At 68.1% G+C, this 17,744-nt stretch carries 17 protein-coding genes; 5 read left to right on the top strand and 12 right to left on the bottom strand.

Features of this window, described 5'->3' with window-relative positions; translation table 11 throughout:
• Positions 1–75: 75 nt before the first annotated feature.
• The 4 genes from KB201_RS09995 to KB201_RS09980 form a co-directional block, all read right to left on the bottom strand.
• Complete coding sequence (locus KB201_RS09995) at positions 76–534, bottom strand: SRPBCC family protein (RefSeq protein WP_058251338.1); 459 nt, start codon at positions 532–534, stop codon at positions 76–78.
• A gap of 101 nt (positions 535–635) precedes the next feature.
• A complete protein-coding gene (locus KB201_RS09990) occupies positions 636–1,121 on the bottom strand; it encodes a DUF350 domain-containing protein (protein ID WP_058251337.1) in 486 nt (161 codons plus the stop codon).
• A gap of 142 nt (positions 1,122–1,263) precedes the next feature.
• A complete protein-coding gene (locus KB201_RS09985; protein WP_058251336.1) occupies positions 1,264–2,376 on the bottom strand; it encodes an acyl-CoA dehydrogenase family protein in 1,113 nt (370 codons plus the stop codon).
• Positions 2,377–2,417: 41 nt separating this feature from the next.
• Positions 2,418–3,611, bottom strand: coding sequence for an acyl-CoA dehydrogenase family protein (locus KB201_RS09980; protein ID WP_058251335.1), 1,194 nt, complete (start codon positions 3,609–3,611; stop codon positions 2,418–2,420).
• A gap of 209 nt (positions 3,612–3,820) precedes the next feature.
• Here KB201_RS09980 and KB201_RS09975 point away from each other — a divergent pair, with 209 nt between their 5' ends.
• Positions 3,821–4,447: a TetR/AcrR family transcriptional regulator gene (locus tag KB201_RS09975; protein ID WP_058251334.1), complete on the top strand. Its 627-nt coding sequence runs from the start codon at positions 3,821–3,823 to the stop codon at positions 4,445–4,447.
• 1 nt (position 4,448) lies between these two features.
• On the opposite strand, the gene KB201_RS09970 is transcribed toward KB201_RS09975, so the two are convergent.
• Positions 4,449–5,702, bottom strand: a complete 1,254-nt coding sequence (locus KB201_RS09970; RefSeq protein WP_211539119.1) for an MFS transporter — start codon at positions 5,700–5,702, stop codon at positions 4,449–4,451.
• Between the two features lie 87 nt (positions 5,703–5,789).
• On the opposite strand from KB201_RS09970, the gene KB201_RS09965 reads away from it, so the two are divergent.
• From KB201_RS09965 to KB201_RS09955, 3 genes are all read left to right on the top strand, one after another.
• The gene (locus KB201_RS09965) at positions 5,790–6,404 is read left to right on the top strand and encodes a TetR/AcrR family transcriptional regulator (protein WP_211539117.1); all 615 of its coding nucleotides are present in this window, start codon (positions 5,790–5,792) and stop codon (positions 6,402–6,404) included.
• 23 nt (positions 6,405–6,427) lie between these two features.
• Positions 6,428–7,840: an amidase gene (locus KB201_RS09960; protein ID WP_058251331.1), complete on the top strand. Its 1,413-nt coding sequence runs from the start codon at positions 6,428–6,430 to the stop codon at positions 7,838–7,840.
• 588 nt (positions 7,841–8,428) lie between these two features.
• Positions 8,429–9,811: a PQQ-binding-like beta-propeller repeat protein gene (locus KB201_RS09955; RefSeq protein ID WP_165630640.1), complete on the top strand. Its 1,383-nt coding sequence runs from the start codon at positions 8,429–8,431 to the stop codon at positions 9,809–9,811.
• 89 nt (positions 9,812–9,900) lie between these two features.
• On the opposite strand, the gene KB201_RS09950 is transcribed toward KB201_RS09955, so the two are convergent.
• The 7 genes from KB201_RS09950 to KB201_RS09920 form a co-directional block, all read right to left on the bottom strand.
• Entirely contained in the window at positions 9,901–11,526 is a 1,626-nt protein-coding gene (locus tag KB201_RS09950) for a cation acetate symporter (protein WP_058251428.1), read from the bottom strand.
• Between the two features lie 26 nt (positions 11,527–11,552).
• A complete protein-coding gene (locus KB201_RS09945) occupies positions 11,553–11,909 on the bottom strand; it encodes a DUF485 domain-containing protein (RefSeq protein WP_068970521.1) in 357 nt (118 codons plus the stop codon).
• Positions 11,910–12,082: 173 nt separating this feature from the next.
• On the bottom strand, positions 12,083–13,846 hold the full coding sequence (locus tag KB201_RS09940) for a cation acetate symporter (RefSeq protein ID WP_058251328.1): 1,764 nt from the start codon (positions 13,844–13,846) through the stop codon (positions 12,083–12,085).
• A complete protein-coding gene (locus KB201_RS09935; protein WP_058251327.1) occupies positions 13,843–14,241 on the bottom strand; it encodes a hypothetical protein in 399 nt (132 codons plus the stop codon). The genes KB201_RS09940 and KB201_RS09935 overlap by 4 nt, the downstream gene beginning before the upstream one ends.
• Positions 14,234–15,049 (bottom strand): LytTR family DNA-binding domain-containing protein, encoded by an 816-nt coding sequence (locus KB201_RS09930; protein ID WP_065630124.1) that lies wholly within the window; start codon positions 15,047–15,049, stop codon positions 14,234–14,236. Before KB201_RS09930 ends, KB201_RS09935 begins: the two co-directional genes overlap by 8 nt.
• Positions 15,050–15,128: 79 nt before the next feature.
• A complete protein-coding gene (locus tag KB201_RS09925) occupies positions 15,129–16,319 on the bottom strand; it encodes a sensor histidine kinase (protein WP_078111723.1) in 1,191 nt (396 codons plus the stop codon).
• On the bottom strand, positions 16,312–16,905 hold the full coding sequence (locus KB201_RS09920) for a TetR/AcrR family transcriptional regulator (RefSeq protein WP_058251324.1): 594 nt from the start codon (positions 16,903–16,905) through the stop codon (positions 16,312–16,314). The genes KB201_RS09925 and KB201_RS09920 overlap by 8 nt, the downstream gene beginning before the upstream one ends.
• Positions 16,906–16,986: 81 nt before the next feature.
• Between KB201_RS09920 and KB201_RS09915 the strand changes: the two genes are divergently transcribed.
• The gene (locus KB201_RS09915) at positions 16,987–17,727 is read left to right on the top strand and encodes an SDR family NAD(P)-dependent oxidoreductase (protein ID WP_247451216.1); all 741 of its coding nucleotides are present in this window, start codon (positions 16,987–16,989) and stop codon (positions 17,725–17,727) included.
• Positions 17,728–17,744: the final 17 nt, after the last annotated feature.

The following is a 17,744-nucleotide window of genomic DNA, read 5'->3' as shown; positions in this document are numbered from 1 at the left end:
CCCCGCTCCCTGAGGTGCGAGCTTGCGAGCGTCTCCCCGCTCCCTGAGGAGCGAGCTTGCGAGCGTCTCGAAGGGTCAGTTGGACTCGGCGGCGCGCTTGATCTTGCCCAGCGTCTCGGCCATCCCGAGCTTGAGCTCCTCTTCGAACGACTCGGCGCCGCCGAAGAGCTTGTCGACGAGTACCGACGACACCTTGGTGGTCGACCCGTTGACCTCGCGCCGCTCGGTGACCGTGACCCCGGCGTCCTTCGGGGTGATGGTGTAGCTCCAGATGGTGTGGTTCTCCGCGACCCGGAAGCCGAGTTCCTGGTTCGGGGTGAACCGGACGACCTTGGAGGTGGTCGGCCACACCAGCGGGCCCCGGCGGTTGATGTTGATGGTCTTGGTCCCCAACCCGACGGTGCCGCCGCGGATGATCATCTTCTTGCACTGGGGGCTCCACTCGCCCATGCGCTTCAGATCGGAGATCACCGACCACACCTGTTCGGGCGTGGCGTCGATGTCGATGGATTCCTCGATGAGTGCTGCGGTCATGGTCGCTCACCCTATGTGCTTGTTGGCCGAGGGTCAATAAGCATGTTCGGGTGCCCGAGTCAACCCCGGAAAACGCGTGGACCAGCGATGTCGCGCCGAACTCAGACCAGCAGGGTGATCCCGATGACGGCACCGATGGCCAGGAAGACGGCGGCGGTGATCCACCCGGCGGGGTGTTCGTCGGCGGCCCGGCGGCCGGTGGTCACGGCGTCGTCGGGGGTCTCGTCACTGCGCGGCGCGCCGTCGAAGAGCAGCGTGCCGAGCTTCCCGGGTGTGAGCCAGTCGATCAGCACGAACGACCACATCATCACCGCGATCGCCAAGACCGTGTACGCGACGGTGTAGAGCAGCGCGCGCCACAGTTCCAGGAGTTCGGTGTCGATGACCGAACAGACCAGCACGATCGCGAGGCCGATGACCATCGATGTGGTCAGCAGCACCGCGTTGCGGTTGTGCTCGATCCACACCAGCTGCCGCAGCCGGCCCGGTGTCACCAGGTCGAGGGCGGCGAAGCCGAGGACGAGCACGGCGATCCCCACCAGGCTGAACGATGCCCCCGCGGCCAGGTTGTCCCGCAGCAGTTCCATCCGGCTCCCTCTCGCCTCGCATCGACATCAGCGGGCTGCCGCCCGACTGCAACACCTCGAGCGGGCTGCCGCCCGAAAGGACTTCAGCGAAGGCCTGCGCGCGAGAACGCGCAGGGCCTTCGCTGAAGGACAGTAGCCGGTATCAGCCGACGCTGAGCATGTCGTAGGTGTCGATGTTCTCCGCCAGGCGGGTCACATGGTCCGACGCGTCGCCCAGGGTGTGGCTGATCGCCGTCAGACGGCTCACGTAATGGGCGATCGGGTACTCGGCGGTCATACCGATACCGCCGTGCATCTGGATCGCTTCCTGACCGATCAGGCGCGCCGAGCGGCAGATCTGCAGCTTGGCCCGCGACGCGATGATGGGATCGGCGATCCCATCCGCCAGCGCCGACGTCGCGTAGAGGCTCAGGCTGCGAGCGAGTTCGAGCTGGACGTACATGTCGGCGGCACGGTGGGTCAGTGCCTGGAAGGCCGACAGCGTGACGCCGAACTGCTTGCGCGACTTGAGGTATTCGACGGTCAGGTCCAGGCTCCGCTCCATCGCGCCGACGGCCTCGGCGCACAGTGCGGTCTGGATGCCGACCTCGGCGTCGGCGATGGTCTGCGACGCGTCGCCGGTGCCCAGTCGCGTCGCCTTGACGTCGCTGAACTCGATCTGCGCGCCGCGACGGCGGTCGTGCGTCCGGTACGGCGTCCGGGTGATGCCCTGGGCATCGGCGTCGACGAGGTAGAGGCCGACGCCGTTGTCGTCGCGCGCCGACACGATCAGCTTCGCAGCGCAATCGCCATGTCCGACAAGGCTCTTGGTGCCTTTGAGGACGCCGTCGGCCGACGCGGTGGTCTCCACCCGCGCCTCCGGCCAGCGGTCGCCCGGCTCGGTGTGGGCGAAGGCCATCAGCAGTTCGCCCGACGCCAGCGCGGTCCGCAGCTCGGCGCGGGTCGCGTCGTCGGCGAGGCCGAGGAGCGAGCCGGGGACGAGGACCGAGTCGAGGTAGGGCTCAGGTGCCAGTGCGCGGCCGAGTTCGGTCATGACACTGGTGAATTCGACGGGGCCGGCGTCCATGCCGCCCTCGTCCTCCGGGAAGGTGAGGCCGAGGATGCCGATCTCGGCCAGCGACTTCCACACCTTCTCGCTCCAGCCGAGATCGGTGTCGGTGACCTTGCGCAGCGTCTCGACGTCGTAGGTCTTGGTGAGGACCTCGCGAACGGTGTCGCGCAGCATCCCCTGCTCTTCGGAAAGCTCGAAATCCATGGTGTTCCTTAGTGAAAGGTCGAAAGGTGCGGGGTCGGCGCTCAGAGGCCGAGGACAGCCTTGTCGATGATCTGGCGCTGGACCTCCGACGACCCGCCGTAGATCGTGACCTTGCGGTAGTTGAGGTAGGTCGGGGCGGCGAGCTGGGCCCATTCGGGGGCGCTCACCTCGGCGCTGCCATTCGGAGCCGAGGCGTCGAGCTGGGCGACCGGGAGCGAGTCGGGGCCCGCGATGTCGGCGAGGAGTTCCATGGCGGCCTGCTGCAACTGGCTGCCGGTCAGCTTGAGCAGCGACGATGCCGGGTTCGGCTTGCCGTCGGCCGACGAGGCGGCGACGCGCAGCTGGGTGAGCTCGAGGGCGAGCAGTTCGTTCTCGACCTCGGCCAGGCGGGCGGCGAACAGCGGATCGTCGAGGAGGGTGCCCTTGGCGGTCCGGGTCTGCTTGGCGAGTTCCTTGGCGCGGGCGAGCTTGGCCTTGGTGTAACCGACGCGGGCGATGCCGTTGCGCTCGTTGCCGAGCAGGAACTTCGCCTGGGTCCAGCCGCTGTTCTCCTCGCCGACCATGTTCTCGGCGGGCACGCGGACGTCGTTGAAGAAGACCTCGTTGACCTCGTAGCTGCCGTCGATGAGCTGGATCGGGCGGATCTCGACGCCCGGCGTGTCCATCGGGAACAGGAACATGCTGATGCCGGCCTGCTTCTTGACATCGGGGTTGGTACGCGCGAGGCAGAAGATCCAGTCGGCGAACTGTCCGAGTGTGGTCCAGGTCTTCTGTCCGTTGATCACGTAGTCGTCGCCGTCGCGGACCGCGCGGGTCTTCAGCGAGGCGAGGTCGGAGCCGGCCTCTGGCTCGGAGAAGCCCTGGCACCACCAGATGTCGAGGTTGGCGGTCTTGGCCAGGAAGCGTTCCTTCATCTCGTCGGAACCGAACTGGGCGATGACCGGGCCGATCATGCCGACGTTGAACGGCAGCATGTCGGGGACGAACGCGAGGCTCATCTCCTCGCGGTAGATGTGATGCTGGATCGGGGTCCAGTCCTTGCCGCCGTGCTCCACCGGCCAGCTGGGGGTGGCCACACCGTGCTCGTTGAGGATGCGCGTCGTGGTGACGAGGTCCTCGGGGTACTGGAGCTTGCCCTCTTCGCACCGCTTGCGGACGTCTTCGGGGACCTTGGCGAAGATGCTGCGCAACTCCTCGCGGAAGGCCTCTTCTTCAGGACTGAATTTCAGCTGCATGGGTTCTTCTCTACTCCTGTCGAGGGTGTCCGTACCCCGGGCGGTGTGGTCGAACTGGGGACCTCTGCCGTGTGCACCCAAGCTGGGGAAACCCAACCGAGCCACGAATGACTAAGCGCTTGCTTAGTGATAGGTTGCACTATGCCGCGCGGGCTGGATGCTGTCAATCACGGGCTCGTCGCGATGACCAGTCCGACCGTTCCGAGAAGGTGACCGTGGGCCCGTCTGCCGATCCGACGCCCGAAGTCCGGCCCGTGGCCGCCCGGGCCCGGCTCCTGCGCGCCGCCGTCGAGGCGTTCGCCGCCAAGGGGTTCAACGGGACGACCACGAGAGACATCGCCAACGGCGCGCAGATGAGTTCGGCGGCGGTCTACGTGCACTTCCGCTCCAAGGAGGAGCTGCTGTTCGAGATCTCCGACGCCGGGCATCGCGCGATTCTCGCGGCGATCGACGACGCCGACGATCCGTCGGCGTCCCCCGGCGACCGGCTGCGGGCGATCTTCCACGCCTTCACCGAGCACCACGCGCGCGAGCACGTGGGGGGTCGGGTGGTGAACTACGAACTCAACGCCCTCGCGCCCGACCATCTGGACACGGTGATGGCCATGCGTCGCGAGATCACCAGACGGGTGCGCGAGATCATCGAAGCCGGGATCGCATGCGGGGACTTCGATGTCGCTGACTCGCTCGCCACCACCAACGCGATGCTGTCCATGGGGATCGATGTCGCGCGCTGGTATCGCGACGGGGGGTCACTCTCGCCCGAGGAGATGGGGGGCTTCTACGCGGAGCTGGCCACGCGGATGGTGGGATGGCGACCGCCCGTCGGCGGGTGACTCAGCCCCTGCATGCCGGTTCCGGTTGCGACGGAGAGACTTCGACTGCGTTCCGGGCTGCGGATGCTGCCCGGCGGCGCACTGTCACCGCGAATACCGCCGCAATCATCACCATCGCGAGAACGTAACCGACGTAGCCGATGATGGTGTCGCGCAAACCGATGTGCGAGACGACGATCCCGGCGATCACGGCCGGGACGCTGAATGCGAGGTAGCTCGCCACGAACACCGACGAGAAGACCTGACCGCGCATCGCGGGAGGTGTCGCGGCGGTGATGTTGTCCATCGCGGAGAGGAAGGTGGCGGCCCAGCCCGAGCCGGCCACGATCGAACCGACGATGTAGAAGGGCAGGGATTCGATGAGGACCCCGGCCAGTGAGATCACCACGCCGGCGGCGAGTGCGGGAAATCCGTACGCAGCCTTGATCGTCGACGAGCGATCGGTGATGAACAGGGACGTGACGGCCGCGCAGGCGAAGAAGACGAACAGGATCGCGCCCGCCGCGCCGTGGTTGCCCACACCGAACACACGGGAGACCACCGACGACCCGAGCGAGAGATACAGGCCGCCGAGCGACCAGGTGGCGACGAGCGCGGGAACTGACGCCAGGAACACCGTGCGGACCTCGCGAGGCACGCGCACCTGCGGCGCGAGCGTGCCGGCCAGGTGCCGTCGAGAATCGAAGCCGATTCGCTCGCGGGTCTCCGGGACGACGAGAAGTGCGATCAGCAGTGCGGCGAACAGGCCGAGGATGATCTCGTAGATCAGCACGCGGGGTGCGGGTGCGTACTCGACGAGCACCCCGGCCACGGCGACGCCGCTCGCCAGGCCGACCGCCGGGGCTGCGCCGACGATCGTCGATCCGGCACGGGCCGAGGGCTGCAGATCGACCGTCGTCGCGGTCAAGGTGCCCATCGCCGCGCCGGTGGCCAGGCCTTGCAGGGCGCGCGCGGCGAGTAGGGTGCCGACGTCCTCGGCTACGACGAACAGCACCATGCTCGCGATGAGCAGGACGAGCGCGACGGCGAGGACAGGCCGCCGGCCGACATGATCGGACAGAGACCCGACCGTCAGGAGGCTCACCAGCATGGTCACCACGTACACCGCGAACACGAGCGTCAGTGTGAGCGCGGAGAATCCCCACAGTTCCTGATACACGGGGTACAGCGGCGACGGTGCCGCGGACGCGAACAGGACCATCATGAACGTCGCCGCGATCAGCCAGAACGCGCGATGTGGGTGCAGTGGCGCCACGAGGTCTCCTTAAAGCAAACAGGTTTGCATTCAGAAACTAGCCCGGACTGCGTTCCAAAAGCAATCAGCTTTGCAATAATGGCTTCCATGACGACGGCCCGCACCCCCGACAGCCCGATTTCTGGTGCTCCCGCCTCGCCGACCCGTCGTCCAGGTGGTCGTAGCGCGCGCGTGCAATCGGCGGTCTACACGGCAGTCGGTCAGCTCGTCGGGGCCGGACGCCGCGAGACGATGACGATCCCCGAGGTCGCCGAACTCGCCGGGGTGAATCCGACCAGCATCTATCGACGCTGGGGAACGATCGACGCGCTTCTCGGGGAGGTCGCCGTTGCGGCGTTGACGCAGGGCGAACCCCTGCCCGACACCGGCACTCTCGCCGAGGACCTGTCCGAGTGGGCGCAGATCATCGCCGCCGACATCGCACGCCCGAAGCGCCGCGCCTACCTTCGGGCCATGGTCGCCGCGCGCGAGGACATCGTCGAGGTCTGCCCCTGCTGGGAGATCCGGCGTGGGCACGCCGAACAGATGATCGCGCGGGCGTGGGACCGCGGCGAACCCACGCCGTCGGTCCGACAGGTGCTCGACCACGTGATCGCCCCGCTGTATCACCATGCGGTCTTCGGACTCGAGCTCGACGCCGATCATGCCGCCGGCCTGGTCGATGACGTCTTGTCGATGATCGGAGCTGCGCCGAGAAGGTAGGCCGAGACGATAGGGTCCCGGGAATGAAACACGTTCACGCGTTCACCGACGACGCACTCGGCGAGCACGACGCGGTCGGCGTCGCCCAGGCCATCGCATCCGGAGAGATCTCCGCTTCCGAGGCGGTCGAGGCCGCGATCGCGCGGATCGATGCCGTCAACCCGCACCTCAACGCCATCGCCTTCGACGATCGCGAGCGTGCGCGCAAACGCGCGGTCGACAACGACTTCCCGCTGGGATCGTTCATCGGGGTGCCGTCGATCATCAAGAACAACACCGACCTCGCGGGGCTGCCGACCTGTCACGGTTCGGCTGCGGTGCCCCAACGACCGGCGAAGGCCAACGAGGCGTTCACCAATCAGTTCCTGGCGAGCGGCGTCAATGTGGTCGGCGCGTCGACGATGCCGGCCTTCGGGCTGACCTCGACGACGGAGTTCGTCGACCGCGAGCCGACCCGCAACCCGTGGGACACCGACTACTCGTCGGGCGGCTCGTCCGGTGGTTCCGCGGCGCTCGTCGCGGCCGGTGCACTGCCGATCGCCCACGCCAACGACGGTGGCGGATCGATTCGCATCCCCGCCGCCATCTGTGGGCTGGTCGGACTGAAGCCGAGTCGCGGGCGCGTCGAGGCGTCGAAAGAGACACGGGACGCGCCGATTGACCTCGTGTCGAACGGGATCGTCAGCCGATCGGTGCGCGACACCGCCCGATTCCTCGCCGACACACAGGGTTTCCGGCCCGCGCCCGGGATGCCGCCGGTCGGGCTGGTCGAGGGGCCGGGGACCAAACGGCTCAAGATCGCGCTGATCACCGAGCCGCTGACCGGCTCGCTGCTCGACCGGGACACACAACGGTGTGTCACCGAGGCCGCCGAGCTGGTCGAGTCCCTCGGACATCGCACCGAGATGGTGCCGCTGCCGGTGGACCGGGACTACGTCCGGGACTTCATCGACTACTGGTCACTGCTCGCACTGGCGCTGGACCGATTCGGAAAACGGGTGGTCGACAAGGGCTTCGACCGTTCCCAGGTGGACTCGTTCACCCGTGGGCTCTCGCGCGGCGCGCTCCGGCACTTCTACCGGCTGCCCGGGGCGGTCCGCGGGCTGCGGAGGTCCACGGCCGCGATCCGCGGACTGCACGACACCTTCGACGTGGTCCTCAACCCGACCGTCGTCCACGCGACCCCGGAGATCGGATACCTCGATCCCGCACTCGACTTCGACGAGGCGATGGGCCGGCTGACCCGGTTCATCGCCTTCACCCCGGCCAACAACACCGCGGGCACCCCGGCGATCAGTCTGCCGCTGGGACAGACGGAATCGGGCATGCCCGTGGGCATCCACTTCGCGGCCGACCTCGGCCAGGAACGCACCCTCCTCGAGTTGGCCTTCGAACTCGAGGCGGCCCGGCCGTTCGCGCGGATTCAGGACGCCTGAGATACGTAATTCGTTCCCGCGGTGACGTTTCCGTCGCGCTTATTGGATCCTATAAGCACGACGGAAACTGCGCCGCGGGAGTGTTGGTCGGCCTGGGGACGCGCGACTGACCGAGATGCCGAACTCCGATAGTCTGCCCGGCAGCACCGAATGAGTTCAGTCGACGGGGGTGGGATGAACGGTCATGGGATGGCGCAAGAGTCCGAGACGATCAGCGCCGGACATTGTGGCGTCACGGTGGGCGGAAGTTATCGAAGGTCGTCCGCCGCATCCCGCTTCGCCGGCTACGTGACTACTGTTTCCGCGGTTGCCGGAATCGTCCTCTCCGGGCTGGCGTTTGTTCAACGGGCTCCGTCGGGTCGGGTGTCTGACGGATTCTGGACCGGACCACAATGGGCCGCAACAACACTCGTGCTCGGAGTATCACTCGGGTTGTCGCTCGTGATTGGTGTCGTACTGCTCAGCTTCGTCGGTCGCGGTCCGGCAATCGGGTCGGCCCTGGTCTCGGGGGTCTGCCTCGCCTATTCGGTCCGATCCGAGGCGGTCGATACCATCGCGGCGCTGACGGGAGGCCCGGGCGGACATGACGTGGTACGAACGGTCCTGGCGGCGTGGGCGTGCCTGCTCGTCGCCGCGGTCGCGGCGACGTTTCGACGAGATCGATTGTCTCTAAGAGAGGTCGGCGCAATCGCCGTTGTCGCTCTCGTCGTGACACTGGCGATCGGTCTCATGCCGTTCGAGCGCAGTGGAGCGACGGGGGCCGACGCCATTCGGATTCCCGAAGTGCCGCCTTCGGTCACCGGGGAACCAGCCTACCGAGTGGATGATGTCGATCCCTGGTCGATCACCCCGGCCGGCCCGGGCTTCGCCGCAGTCGTCGATGACATCCTGGTCGCCTACGACGGCACGACGGGCCGACCACGGTGGAGCCTCACTCCCGATGGCGTCGGAGCGGCGAATTGCGCTGAGCGAGGGTTCGATCGCGTCACCAGTACCGGAACGGGAACCGATTCAGTGGTCGTGGTCGGTTGTGACTACGCCCGCGCAGGGCGGGTGGGGTATTTCACGACCGGGATCGATGCGATGACAGGACAGGTCCTCTGGACCAACGATTCGCCGTGGATTCTGATTTCCGACGTACCACGCGCCGGACGCGTCGATCAGCCAGTGGCTGTGATCCGTGACGGCGAGATGGCAGTTCTCGAACCTCGGAGCGGAGAGGTCAGATGGCAGCGACGTGTGTCGCCGCCGACCGGACGTGATGAACCGAACCCGCATCCGCGCTCGGTCTTCGCTGCCGGTCATCATGTGGTCTATGTGACTCCTGACAGGGGTCATGTGAAGGTCGTTGTCTTCGACGCCCTGACCGGAGCGGATCGGACCCATCGCATCGCAATCACGGCGGCGGACGAGCGGTTCGACGTCAGCGTCGGCGAGACAGGCGACTCCGAGTTCGTGGCTCACCTGTGGGACCTCGATGACGTCCCCCGGGCATTGGTGGTCTCCATAGCGAACGGCGGACACGAGCCGGTGGACAGATGGTGGTGGGGTTCAGATGCTCGAGGGCGCCGGATGACGGGGATCCATGTGAACGCGCAGCCGTCCTGGGGTATGTACTTCGACCAGCCCGGGGCGGTAGTCATCGGACATCTGGATTCTCGCTCGTCGACCCGCGTCACGATCCCGAAAGGTACCGACTGGCCACGCGATCCGATCCCGGAGTCGCAGAGCTGGGTTCTTCTGCACGACTCCGTGGTGACGGCCCAACTGAAGCGACCTCTCGAGAACCAGGGGCGGTACGACCTGACGACGATCCACCCGGGCGGTTCGATCGCGTCCGTACCGTCGCCGTGCGGGCAGACGTTGGGTGGCGTCGTACCCGTTCCGGGAGCCGTGCTGGTCACATGCTTCGGCGATCCCGGTGATCTCAGCTCACCGGTGAGTGTGGCGGCACTTCGCCCGGATAGCTGAGCGTGCCCCCACAAATCCACCCCTGTTCCGCACACCCACCGCCTTGCAAGGCAGTGGGTTCACGGAACAGGGGTGGGTTTGCGAATGACCTAGTGCTGCACGGCCTTCTCGGCCCCGATGCCGGTGAGGGAGCGAACCTCCATCTCGGCGTTGCGTTCCGGGGTGCCGTTGTCCGACGGGCTGGTCAGCGTGCCGACGATGCCGAGGACGAAGGCCAGCGGGATCGAGATGATGCCCGGGTTGGCCAGCGGGAACCAGGCGAAGTCGGCGCCGGAGATCATGGCGGTCGACGACCCGGAGACGGCGGGGGAGAAGACGATCAGCACGATCGTCGAGATCAGGCCGCCGTACATGCTCCACAGGGCGCCGCGGGTGTTGAACCGCTTCCAGTAGAGCGAGTAGACGATCGTCGGCAGGTTCGCCGCCGCGGCGATCGCGAAGGCCAGCGCCACCAGGAAGGCGATGTTCTGGCCGTTGGCGAGGATGCCGAGCACGATGCTGACGATGCCGAGGACCACGACGGTGTATCGCGAGACGCGGACCTGGTCGGCCTCACTCGCCTTGTTGCGCTTGATCACCGAGGCATAGATGTCGTGGGCGAACGACGCCGACGCGGTGATGGCGAGGCCGGCGACCACGGCGAGGATCGTCGCGAAGGCGACCGCCGAGATGATGCCCAGCAGGACCACGCCACCGAGTTCGAACGCGAGCAACGGTGCGGCCGAGTTCTGTCCGCCGGCGGCGTCGAGGATCTTGTCCGGTCCGACCAGGGCGGCCGCTCCGTAACCGAGGACCAGGGTGAACAGGTAGAAGGCGCCGATGAGGGCGATGGCCCAGACCACCGACTTGCGAGCCTCTTTCGCGGTCGGCACGGTGTAGAACCGCATCAGCACGTGCGGGAGGCCCGCGGTGCCGAGGACGAGCGCGATGGCGAGCGAGATGAAGTTGATCTGGCTCGTCAGTGACCCGCCGTACTGGGCGCCGGGAGCGAGAACGTCACGCGCGGCGACCTTTTCGCTGGTCGAGTCGGTCACCGCGTCCTGCGCCGCACCGAGGATCGACGACAGGTTCATGCCGAACTTGGCCAGCACGATGACGGTCATGATGCCGGCGCCCGCGATGAGCAGGACGGCCTTGATGATCTGCACCCAGGTGGTGCCCTTCATGCCGCCGATGAGCACGTAGACGATCATCAGCGCACCGACGACGGCGATGACGATGGACTGGCCGAGGCGCCCCTCGATGTCGAGGAGCAACGCGACCAGGCCGCCGGCGCCGGCCATCTGGGCGAGCAGGTAGAACAGCGACACCGCGAGGGTGGAGATCGCCGCGGCCAGACGCACCGGGCGTTGCTTGAGACGGAAGCTGAGGACGTCGGCCATCGTGAACTTGCCGGTGTTGCGCAGCAATTCCGCCACGAGCAGCAGCGCGACCAGCCACGCGACGAGGAAGCCGATGGAGTAGAGGAAGCCGTCGTAGCCGTAGACCGCGATGGCGCCCGCGATACCGAGGAAGCTGGCCGCCGACAGGTAGTCGCCGGCAATGGCGACGCCGTTCTGCGGTCCGGAGAAGCCGCGGCCGCCGGTGAAGAAGTCGGCGGCGGTGCTGTTGTTCTTGCTGGCCTTGATGACCACGAACATCGTGACCGCGACGAACGCGGCGAAGATGGCGATGTTGGCGGCCGGGCTGCCGACGGTCGCCGCGAGGACGGTCACGTCGGTGGTGGGTACGGCAGTGGTGTTCACAGTGCGGGCCCGCCTTCCATCTCGTTGCGGATCGCCTCGGCCTTCGGGTCGAGATTGCGATTGGCGAAGCGTACGTACATGCCGGTGATGACGAAGGTGCTGACGAACTGCAACAGACCGAGGATCAGGCCGAGGTTGATGTTGCCCCAGACCTGGGTCGCCATGAAGTCATGGGCGAAGGCGCCGAGCAGCACGTAGAGGGCGTACCAGATCAGGAAGAACGCGGTCAGCGGGAAGACGAACTTCCGCAGCGTCCGCCGCAGCTCCTGGAACTCCGGACTGGCCTGCATCTCGATGAACTTTTCGCCGGTCGGCGCGTGTGGCGCCGGTGGTGGTTGGTCGACGGTCGACACGTTTCCTCCCAGGGTGACGTGGCCACATGTGTGATGGCTCTACGGAACTCAGCCTGAATGAGGTGCAGATCACAGACAATCGGGTGGCCTGGGTCACACGCCGAAACCCGCCGTCCGTGCGCCGGACGGTCGGTGAGATCCGACGAACGGCGAACGGTCACCTGTCCGAACGGTCAGGTCGTCCGCTCGTCCGGGGCCCGTCCCGGGGTGCGATCGAGCCCCATCCCGACTCGTTCCGGGACGTGCATCCGGGCAAAGGTCCGTGCGAGGTCGACGGGTACCCGTCCCCGGGTTGCCTTGCTGACCAGCACCATCGTGCCGAACGCGAGTGGGACCGTCACGGCGGCCGGGTAGCCGATCACGACCGCAAGCCACCCGCCCAGCACGTCGTCGTCGACGACCCCGGCGATCGCCAGCATCGTCGCCGACCCCGACGACGCGCCGCCGACGACGAGTCCGGCGATCGCGCCGACGGCCGTGAGTCCACGCCACCAGATCCCGAGGACCAGCAGCGGGCACAGCGTCGACGCGGCGACGGCGAACACCAACCCGACGGTCCGGGACAGTTCCAGGGACGCGGCGGCCAGCGACAAGCCGATCGGGATCAGTCCGCCGATGACCGCGGCCACCCGGAAGTCGCGCACCCGGCCGCGCAGCAGGTCGGTGGCGAGCGCCCCGGCGACCGACACCAGCAGTCCCGACGACGTGGCGAGGAAGGCGGCGATCGCCCCGGCGGCGACGAGCGCGGCCAGGATCTGACCGGCGATCCCGCCGACCGCCGCGCTCGGCAGCAACAGGACCGCGGCGTCGGCGGTGCCGGTGATCAGCAGTTCGGGGACATAGAGCCGTGCGAACACCCCCAGCAGGATGGGGAACAGGTAGAACAACGACAGCAGTGCGATGACGGCCAGCGCGGTTCGCCGCGCCGATCGCCCGTCGGGGTTGGTGTAGAAGCGCACCAGCACGTGGGGCAGACCCATCACGCCGAGGAACATCGCGATGATGAGCGACAGCACCTGGTACAGCGGGTGACTGCCGCCGAAGCCCCCGCCGGGGGCGATCCAGTCCGCGTTCTGTGCCGGCGCGCCCGCGACGACCGGGGTGGCCGCACCGGCGTCGAGGAAGATCGTCGAGCCCGCGGAGATGACGTGGGGTCCGGTGGTGTCCACCGGCGCGTCGTCGACGACGACCCCGTCCAGCGTCCCCGTGACCCGCACGCCGGTGGTCTCGGCGACGGTGACCGAGACGTCGGTGGTCACGTCGACGGTCGTCGCGGTGGTGATGCGCGGCGGCGCGGTTTCGCCGACGGGCGTGGGGTCCTGGGCGAAGACGCCGATCAGGACGAGCGCGGGAACCGCGATCGCGGTCAGCTTGAGCCAGTACTGGAAGGCCTGCACGAAGGTGATCGACCGCATGCCGCCGCCCACCACGTTCACGATCACGATCAGTCCGACGCCGACCACGCCTGCCCACACCGGTGCGCCGAGAAGGATGTTGAGGGTGAGTCCAGCGCCCTGGAACTGCGGGATCAGGTACAGCACGCAGACGACGACCACGACGAGCATCGCGGTCTTCCGTGCCGCCGGCGAGGCGAGGCGGAACTCGGCGAAGTCGGGCACCGTGTAGGCCCCGGAACGACGCAGGGGCGCGGCGACGAACAGCAACAGGCCCAGGTAGCCGGCGGTGAACCCGACGGGGTACCAAAGTGCGTCGGCGCCGTACTTCGCGATGAGGCCCGCCACGCCGAGAAACGATGCTGCCGACAGGTATTCACCGGACACCGCGGCGGCGTTCCAGCGTGAGCCGACCGACCGGGACGCCACCAGGAAGTCCGACGTGGTCCGTGAGAAACGCCCACCCCACGCGCCGACCGCGATCGTGGCGATGGCCGCGGCGAACAGGCCGATCGCGGTGAGGACGTGGACGTCGGTCGTCACGGCGGACCCGGTTCGGGCGCGTCGGACAGATCGTCATCCACGAGGCCCATGAAGTCGCGTTCGGCCTGCTCGGCGAGATGGACGTAGAGCCGTCCGGTCAGATACAGGAGTGGGAAGGCGAGCACTCCCAGCATCAGCCAGATGAGTCGAATCCCGAAGACGTCGGCGTCGGCGATCCCCGGAAACGCCCAGGCGGCAACGGGTATGGCGGCAGCAACGGTGAGCAGGGCACCCCCGAGCCGGAGGCCGAGACCGAGTTGGGCGCGCATGAGACCGCGGACGAGCGCGTCGCCGACCTCGGTCTGTTCCTGGACCTCGACGCGGGTGCGGACCATTCGCGCCCCGCGGCGGGAGGCGAGCACCACCCGTTCGCGCTGAGGCGGGTGCTCAGCCATCGTCCCGTGCGGTGGGGGAACGGTACTGGCGCAGCGGGTCCCGGATGAGGCGGTCCTTGAGTTCGCGGACCTGTCGGCGGCTCACGGGCAGCTCCACAGCCTCGGATGCGCCGTTCGCGCGGACGCACACCACCGTGCCGCCGCCGACCGTCCGCAATCCGGTGACCATCGGCAGCGCGACGAGGTAGGACCGGTGTACCCGGGCGAATCCGGTCTCCTGCCAGCGGGATTCGAGCGTCGACAACGGGATGCGGACGAGATGTGCGCCCGAGTCGGCGTGCAGTCGGGCGTAGTCGCCGACGGCCTCGACCCAGGAGATCGAATCGCGCCGGACGAGCGAGGTCACGCCGCTCATCTCCACCGGGATGACCTCGTCCGATGCGGCGCGGCGCTCCGGTCGAACGGTCGGTTGCGCGGGCTCGGGTGCACGCTCTCGACTGTCGAGGCTCGCGCGGACCCGGTCGACCGCCTGGGTGAGACGTTGTTCGCGTAGGGGTTTGAGCAGGTAGTCGACCGCTCCGACCTCGAAGGCGTCGACGGCCCGGTCGTCGTGGGCGGTGACGAACACGATCGCCGGGGGCGAGGCGTATTTCGCGAGGACGCCGGCGAGTTCGAGTCCCGAGAGGCCGGGCATGTTGATGTCGAGGAAGATCGCGTCGATGCGGTGCTCGTTGAGTTCGCGCAGGGCGCCGGTGGCGTCGGACGCGGAGCGGACCTCGGCGACGTCGTCCTGCCGGTTCAACAGGTAGCCGAGCTCGTCGAGCGCGGGTGGTTCGTCGTCGACCGCGAGTACCACCAGTGCGGTCATGGAACACCTCCCGCCTCGACGACAGCCCGCAGTTTACCGCCTGGGAGTTCGGGCACCGCCGGAACTCGGGCGTTGCGTTTCACGCCCGGATGCCCGCGCGGAACTTCGGGACACGCATCCCCACCTTGGTGCCGGCGCCGACCGCCGTCTCGACGACGAGTCCGTAGTCGTTGCCGAACGCGGCGCGGAGCCGGTGGTCGACGTTGGTCAGGCCAACGTGGGCACCCTCGCTGTGGTCGAGGGCGTCGAGAGCGCCGCTGCGCAGGAGCTCCGGTTCCATGCCCACGCCGTCGTCCTCGACCGTGATGACACAGTCGGTGCCCTCGTCGGCCGCGACGATGGTGATGGTCCCGCCGCCCTTCGACGCCAGGCCGTGCCGGACGGCGTTCTCGACGAGCGGCTGCAACGCGAGGAACGGCACGACGACGTTCAGGACCTCCGGTGCGACATGCAGTTTGACGTCCAGGGCATTGCCGAAACGGGCGCGTTCGAGGGTGAGGTAGCGGTCGATGTTCCGCAGCTCGTCGGCCAGCACGGTGTATTCGCCGGCGGCCCGGAAGGAGTACCGGGTGAAGTCGGCGAAGTCGAGGACGAGATCGCGCGCCCGGTCGGGGTCGGTCCGCACGAACGAGGCGATGGTGTTGAGCGCGTTGTAGATGAAGTGCGGACTGATCTGCGCGCGCAGGGCGAGGACCTCGGCGCGGTTGAGCCGTGCGCGAGAGGCGTCGAGGTCGGCGAGTTCGATCTGGCTCGACGCGTACCGCGCGACTTCGGCGATGGCGCCGAGCATCCCGGGTCCGGGGCGTCGCGTGGTGGCGACCACGAGGACCCCGACTCCGACGTCGTCGGCGAGGAGCGGCTGGGCCACCAGCGCGCGCACGGGCGACTCGGCGCCGCTGGGGTCGGTGAGCAGGACGCGCCGGAGGTCACCCAGCGCGGACGACGCCGCACGGTCGGCGTGACCGAGCATCTCGACGTCCCAGATGGCCTCGCCGTCCGGCTCGTGGGCCAGGCGGCTCGGTTCGCCGTCGTACAGTGCGACCGCTTCGGCGCCGGTCAGGGTGTGCAGGTGCGGCAGTGCTTCGCGAGCCGACTCCGCCGACAGTCCGGTGCGCAGTGAGCGGGCGGCGAGCGAAGCGGTGTGCAGGGCCAGATGAACTGCCCGCTCGGCCGGGGTCCGCACGACGCGACGGGTGCGGATCAGCGCGACTGCGCCGACGCACGCGAGCACGCCGAGGAGAACGAGAGCGATGGTCACGCCGCTAGACATCGATGCCCCGATCGGCGTCCGTGGTGTGCGGCAACGACGACACGGCGAGGTCGATGAGGGTGTGCCGGTCGGCGTGCCACTTGTCGGGCGGCAGATGGCCGTGGGTGTCGAGGTCGGTGAGGCCGTGGGCCGCCGCGAAGAGCAGCGCTGCGTGGTGTCGCGCGGCATCGGCACCGACGATGCGACTCACGAGGGACACCAGGCCGTCCTGAGCGCGTGCCGCTGCGGGGATCGCCGGCGCGCCTGCCGGGGTTGCGAACATGAGCCGGTACAGGTGTGGCCGGTGCACGCCGAGGTCGGACAGCGCGTGCAGGGCCGATCGGACGGCATCCTCGGGCGACGGTTTCGGGTCGGCGGCGATGGCGTCGAGACCGTCCGCGACGACCGCCCATGCGTCGGTGGCGAGGGCCGCCAGCAACTCCTCTTTCCCGATGAAGTGGCGGTAGGCGGCCGAGCGGGAAACCCCGGCGCCACTGCCGACTTCGCGTAGGGTCACCGCCTCCGGCCCGCCGTGGTCGAGAAGTGCCGACGCCGCGGCCAGTAGTGCCTGCCTGGTGTGTGCCGCGCTCTCCGCTCTCGTGGTCATCACCCGACCCTACAGTTGACATCGTCAACCGAATGGCGTCTTCTTGTGTTGACAACGTCAACTCAAACGGCGGGAGCCGCTATGACTCGACCACTCACCCCGAATCCGGACTGGACGCTGGTCATGACGGGAGCCACCCGCGGGCTCGGTCTGGTCGCCGCCCGGTCCATCGTGTCGACGGACCGGTCATGTCATCTCGTGGTACTCGCTCGCGGCGGCGGACCCGCGGGATTCGTCGACGGCTTCGGCGAGGGCGCCGGGCGCGTCATCGCCGTCGACACCGATCTCGCCGACACCGCCGGGACGATGAGGGCGGCGGCGGAGATCCGGCAGATGCTCGACGACGCGACGTTGCCGCCGCTGCGCGGGCTGGCGGGCAACGCGGGCATCCAGTACCTCGACGACGAGCACGTCACCGCCGACGGACTGGAGGCGACCTTCGCGGTCAACGTACTCGCGAACCACCTGCTGATCGGTGAGCTCGTCCGACATCTGACCCGTGGCTCCCGGATCACCATCACGGTGAGCGACACGCACTTCGGCGATCTCCGGCACAACCTCGGGATGGTACCCGCGCCGCGGTGGACGAGCCCGGCACGCATGTCCCGCCCGGGTGCGTTCGGGCGTTCGAGTCCGGCCGCCGGCCGCACCGCGTACTCGACCAGCAAACTGGCGGCCATCCATCTCGTCCACGAGTGGGCACGCCGGCTCCCCGACGGCGTCGAGATCGTCTCGTACCGGGTTACGTGCCCGGTACGGACCTGGCCCGGGCGGCGAGCGCACCGCAGCGTCTCGCGAACAGATGGGTCCTGCCGGGTCTGACCCTGGTCGGCCCGTTC

Origin of the sequence: Gordonia sp. SCSIO 19800 (genome assembly GCF_018132775.1) — a bacterium.
Classification (GTDB): Bacteria; Actinomycetota; Actinomycetes; order Mycobacteriales; family Mycobacteriaceae; genus Gordonia; species Gordonia hongkongensis.
Note: the sequence above shows the minus strand (reverse complement) of the source record. Positions and strands in the feature narration are given on the sequence as shown.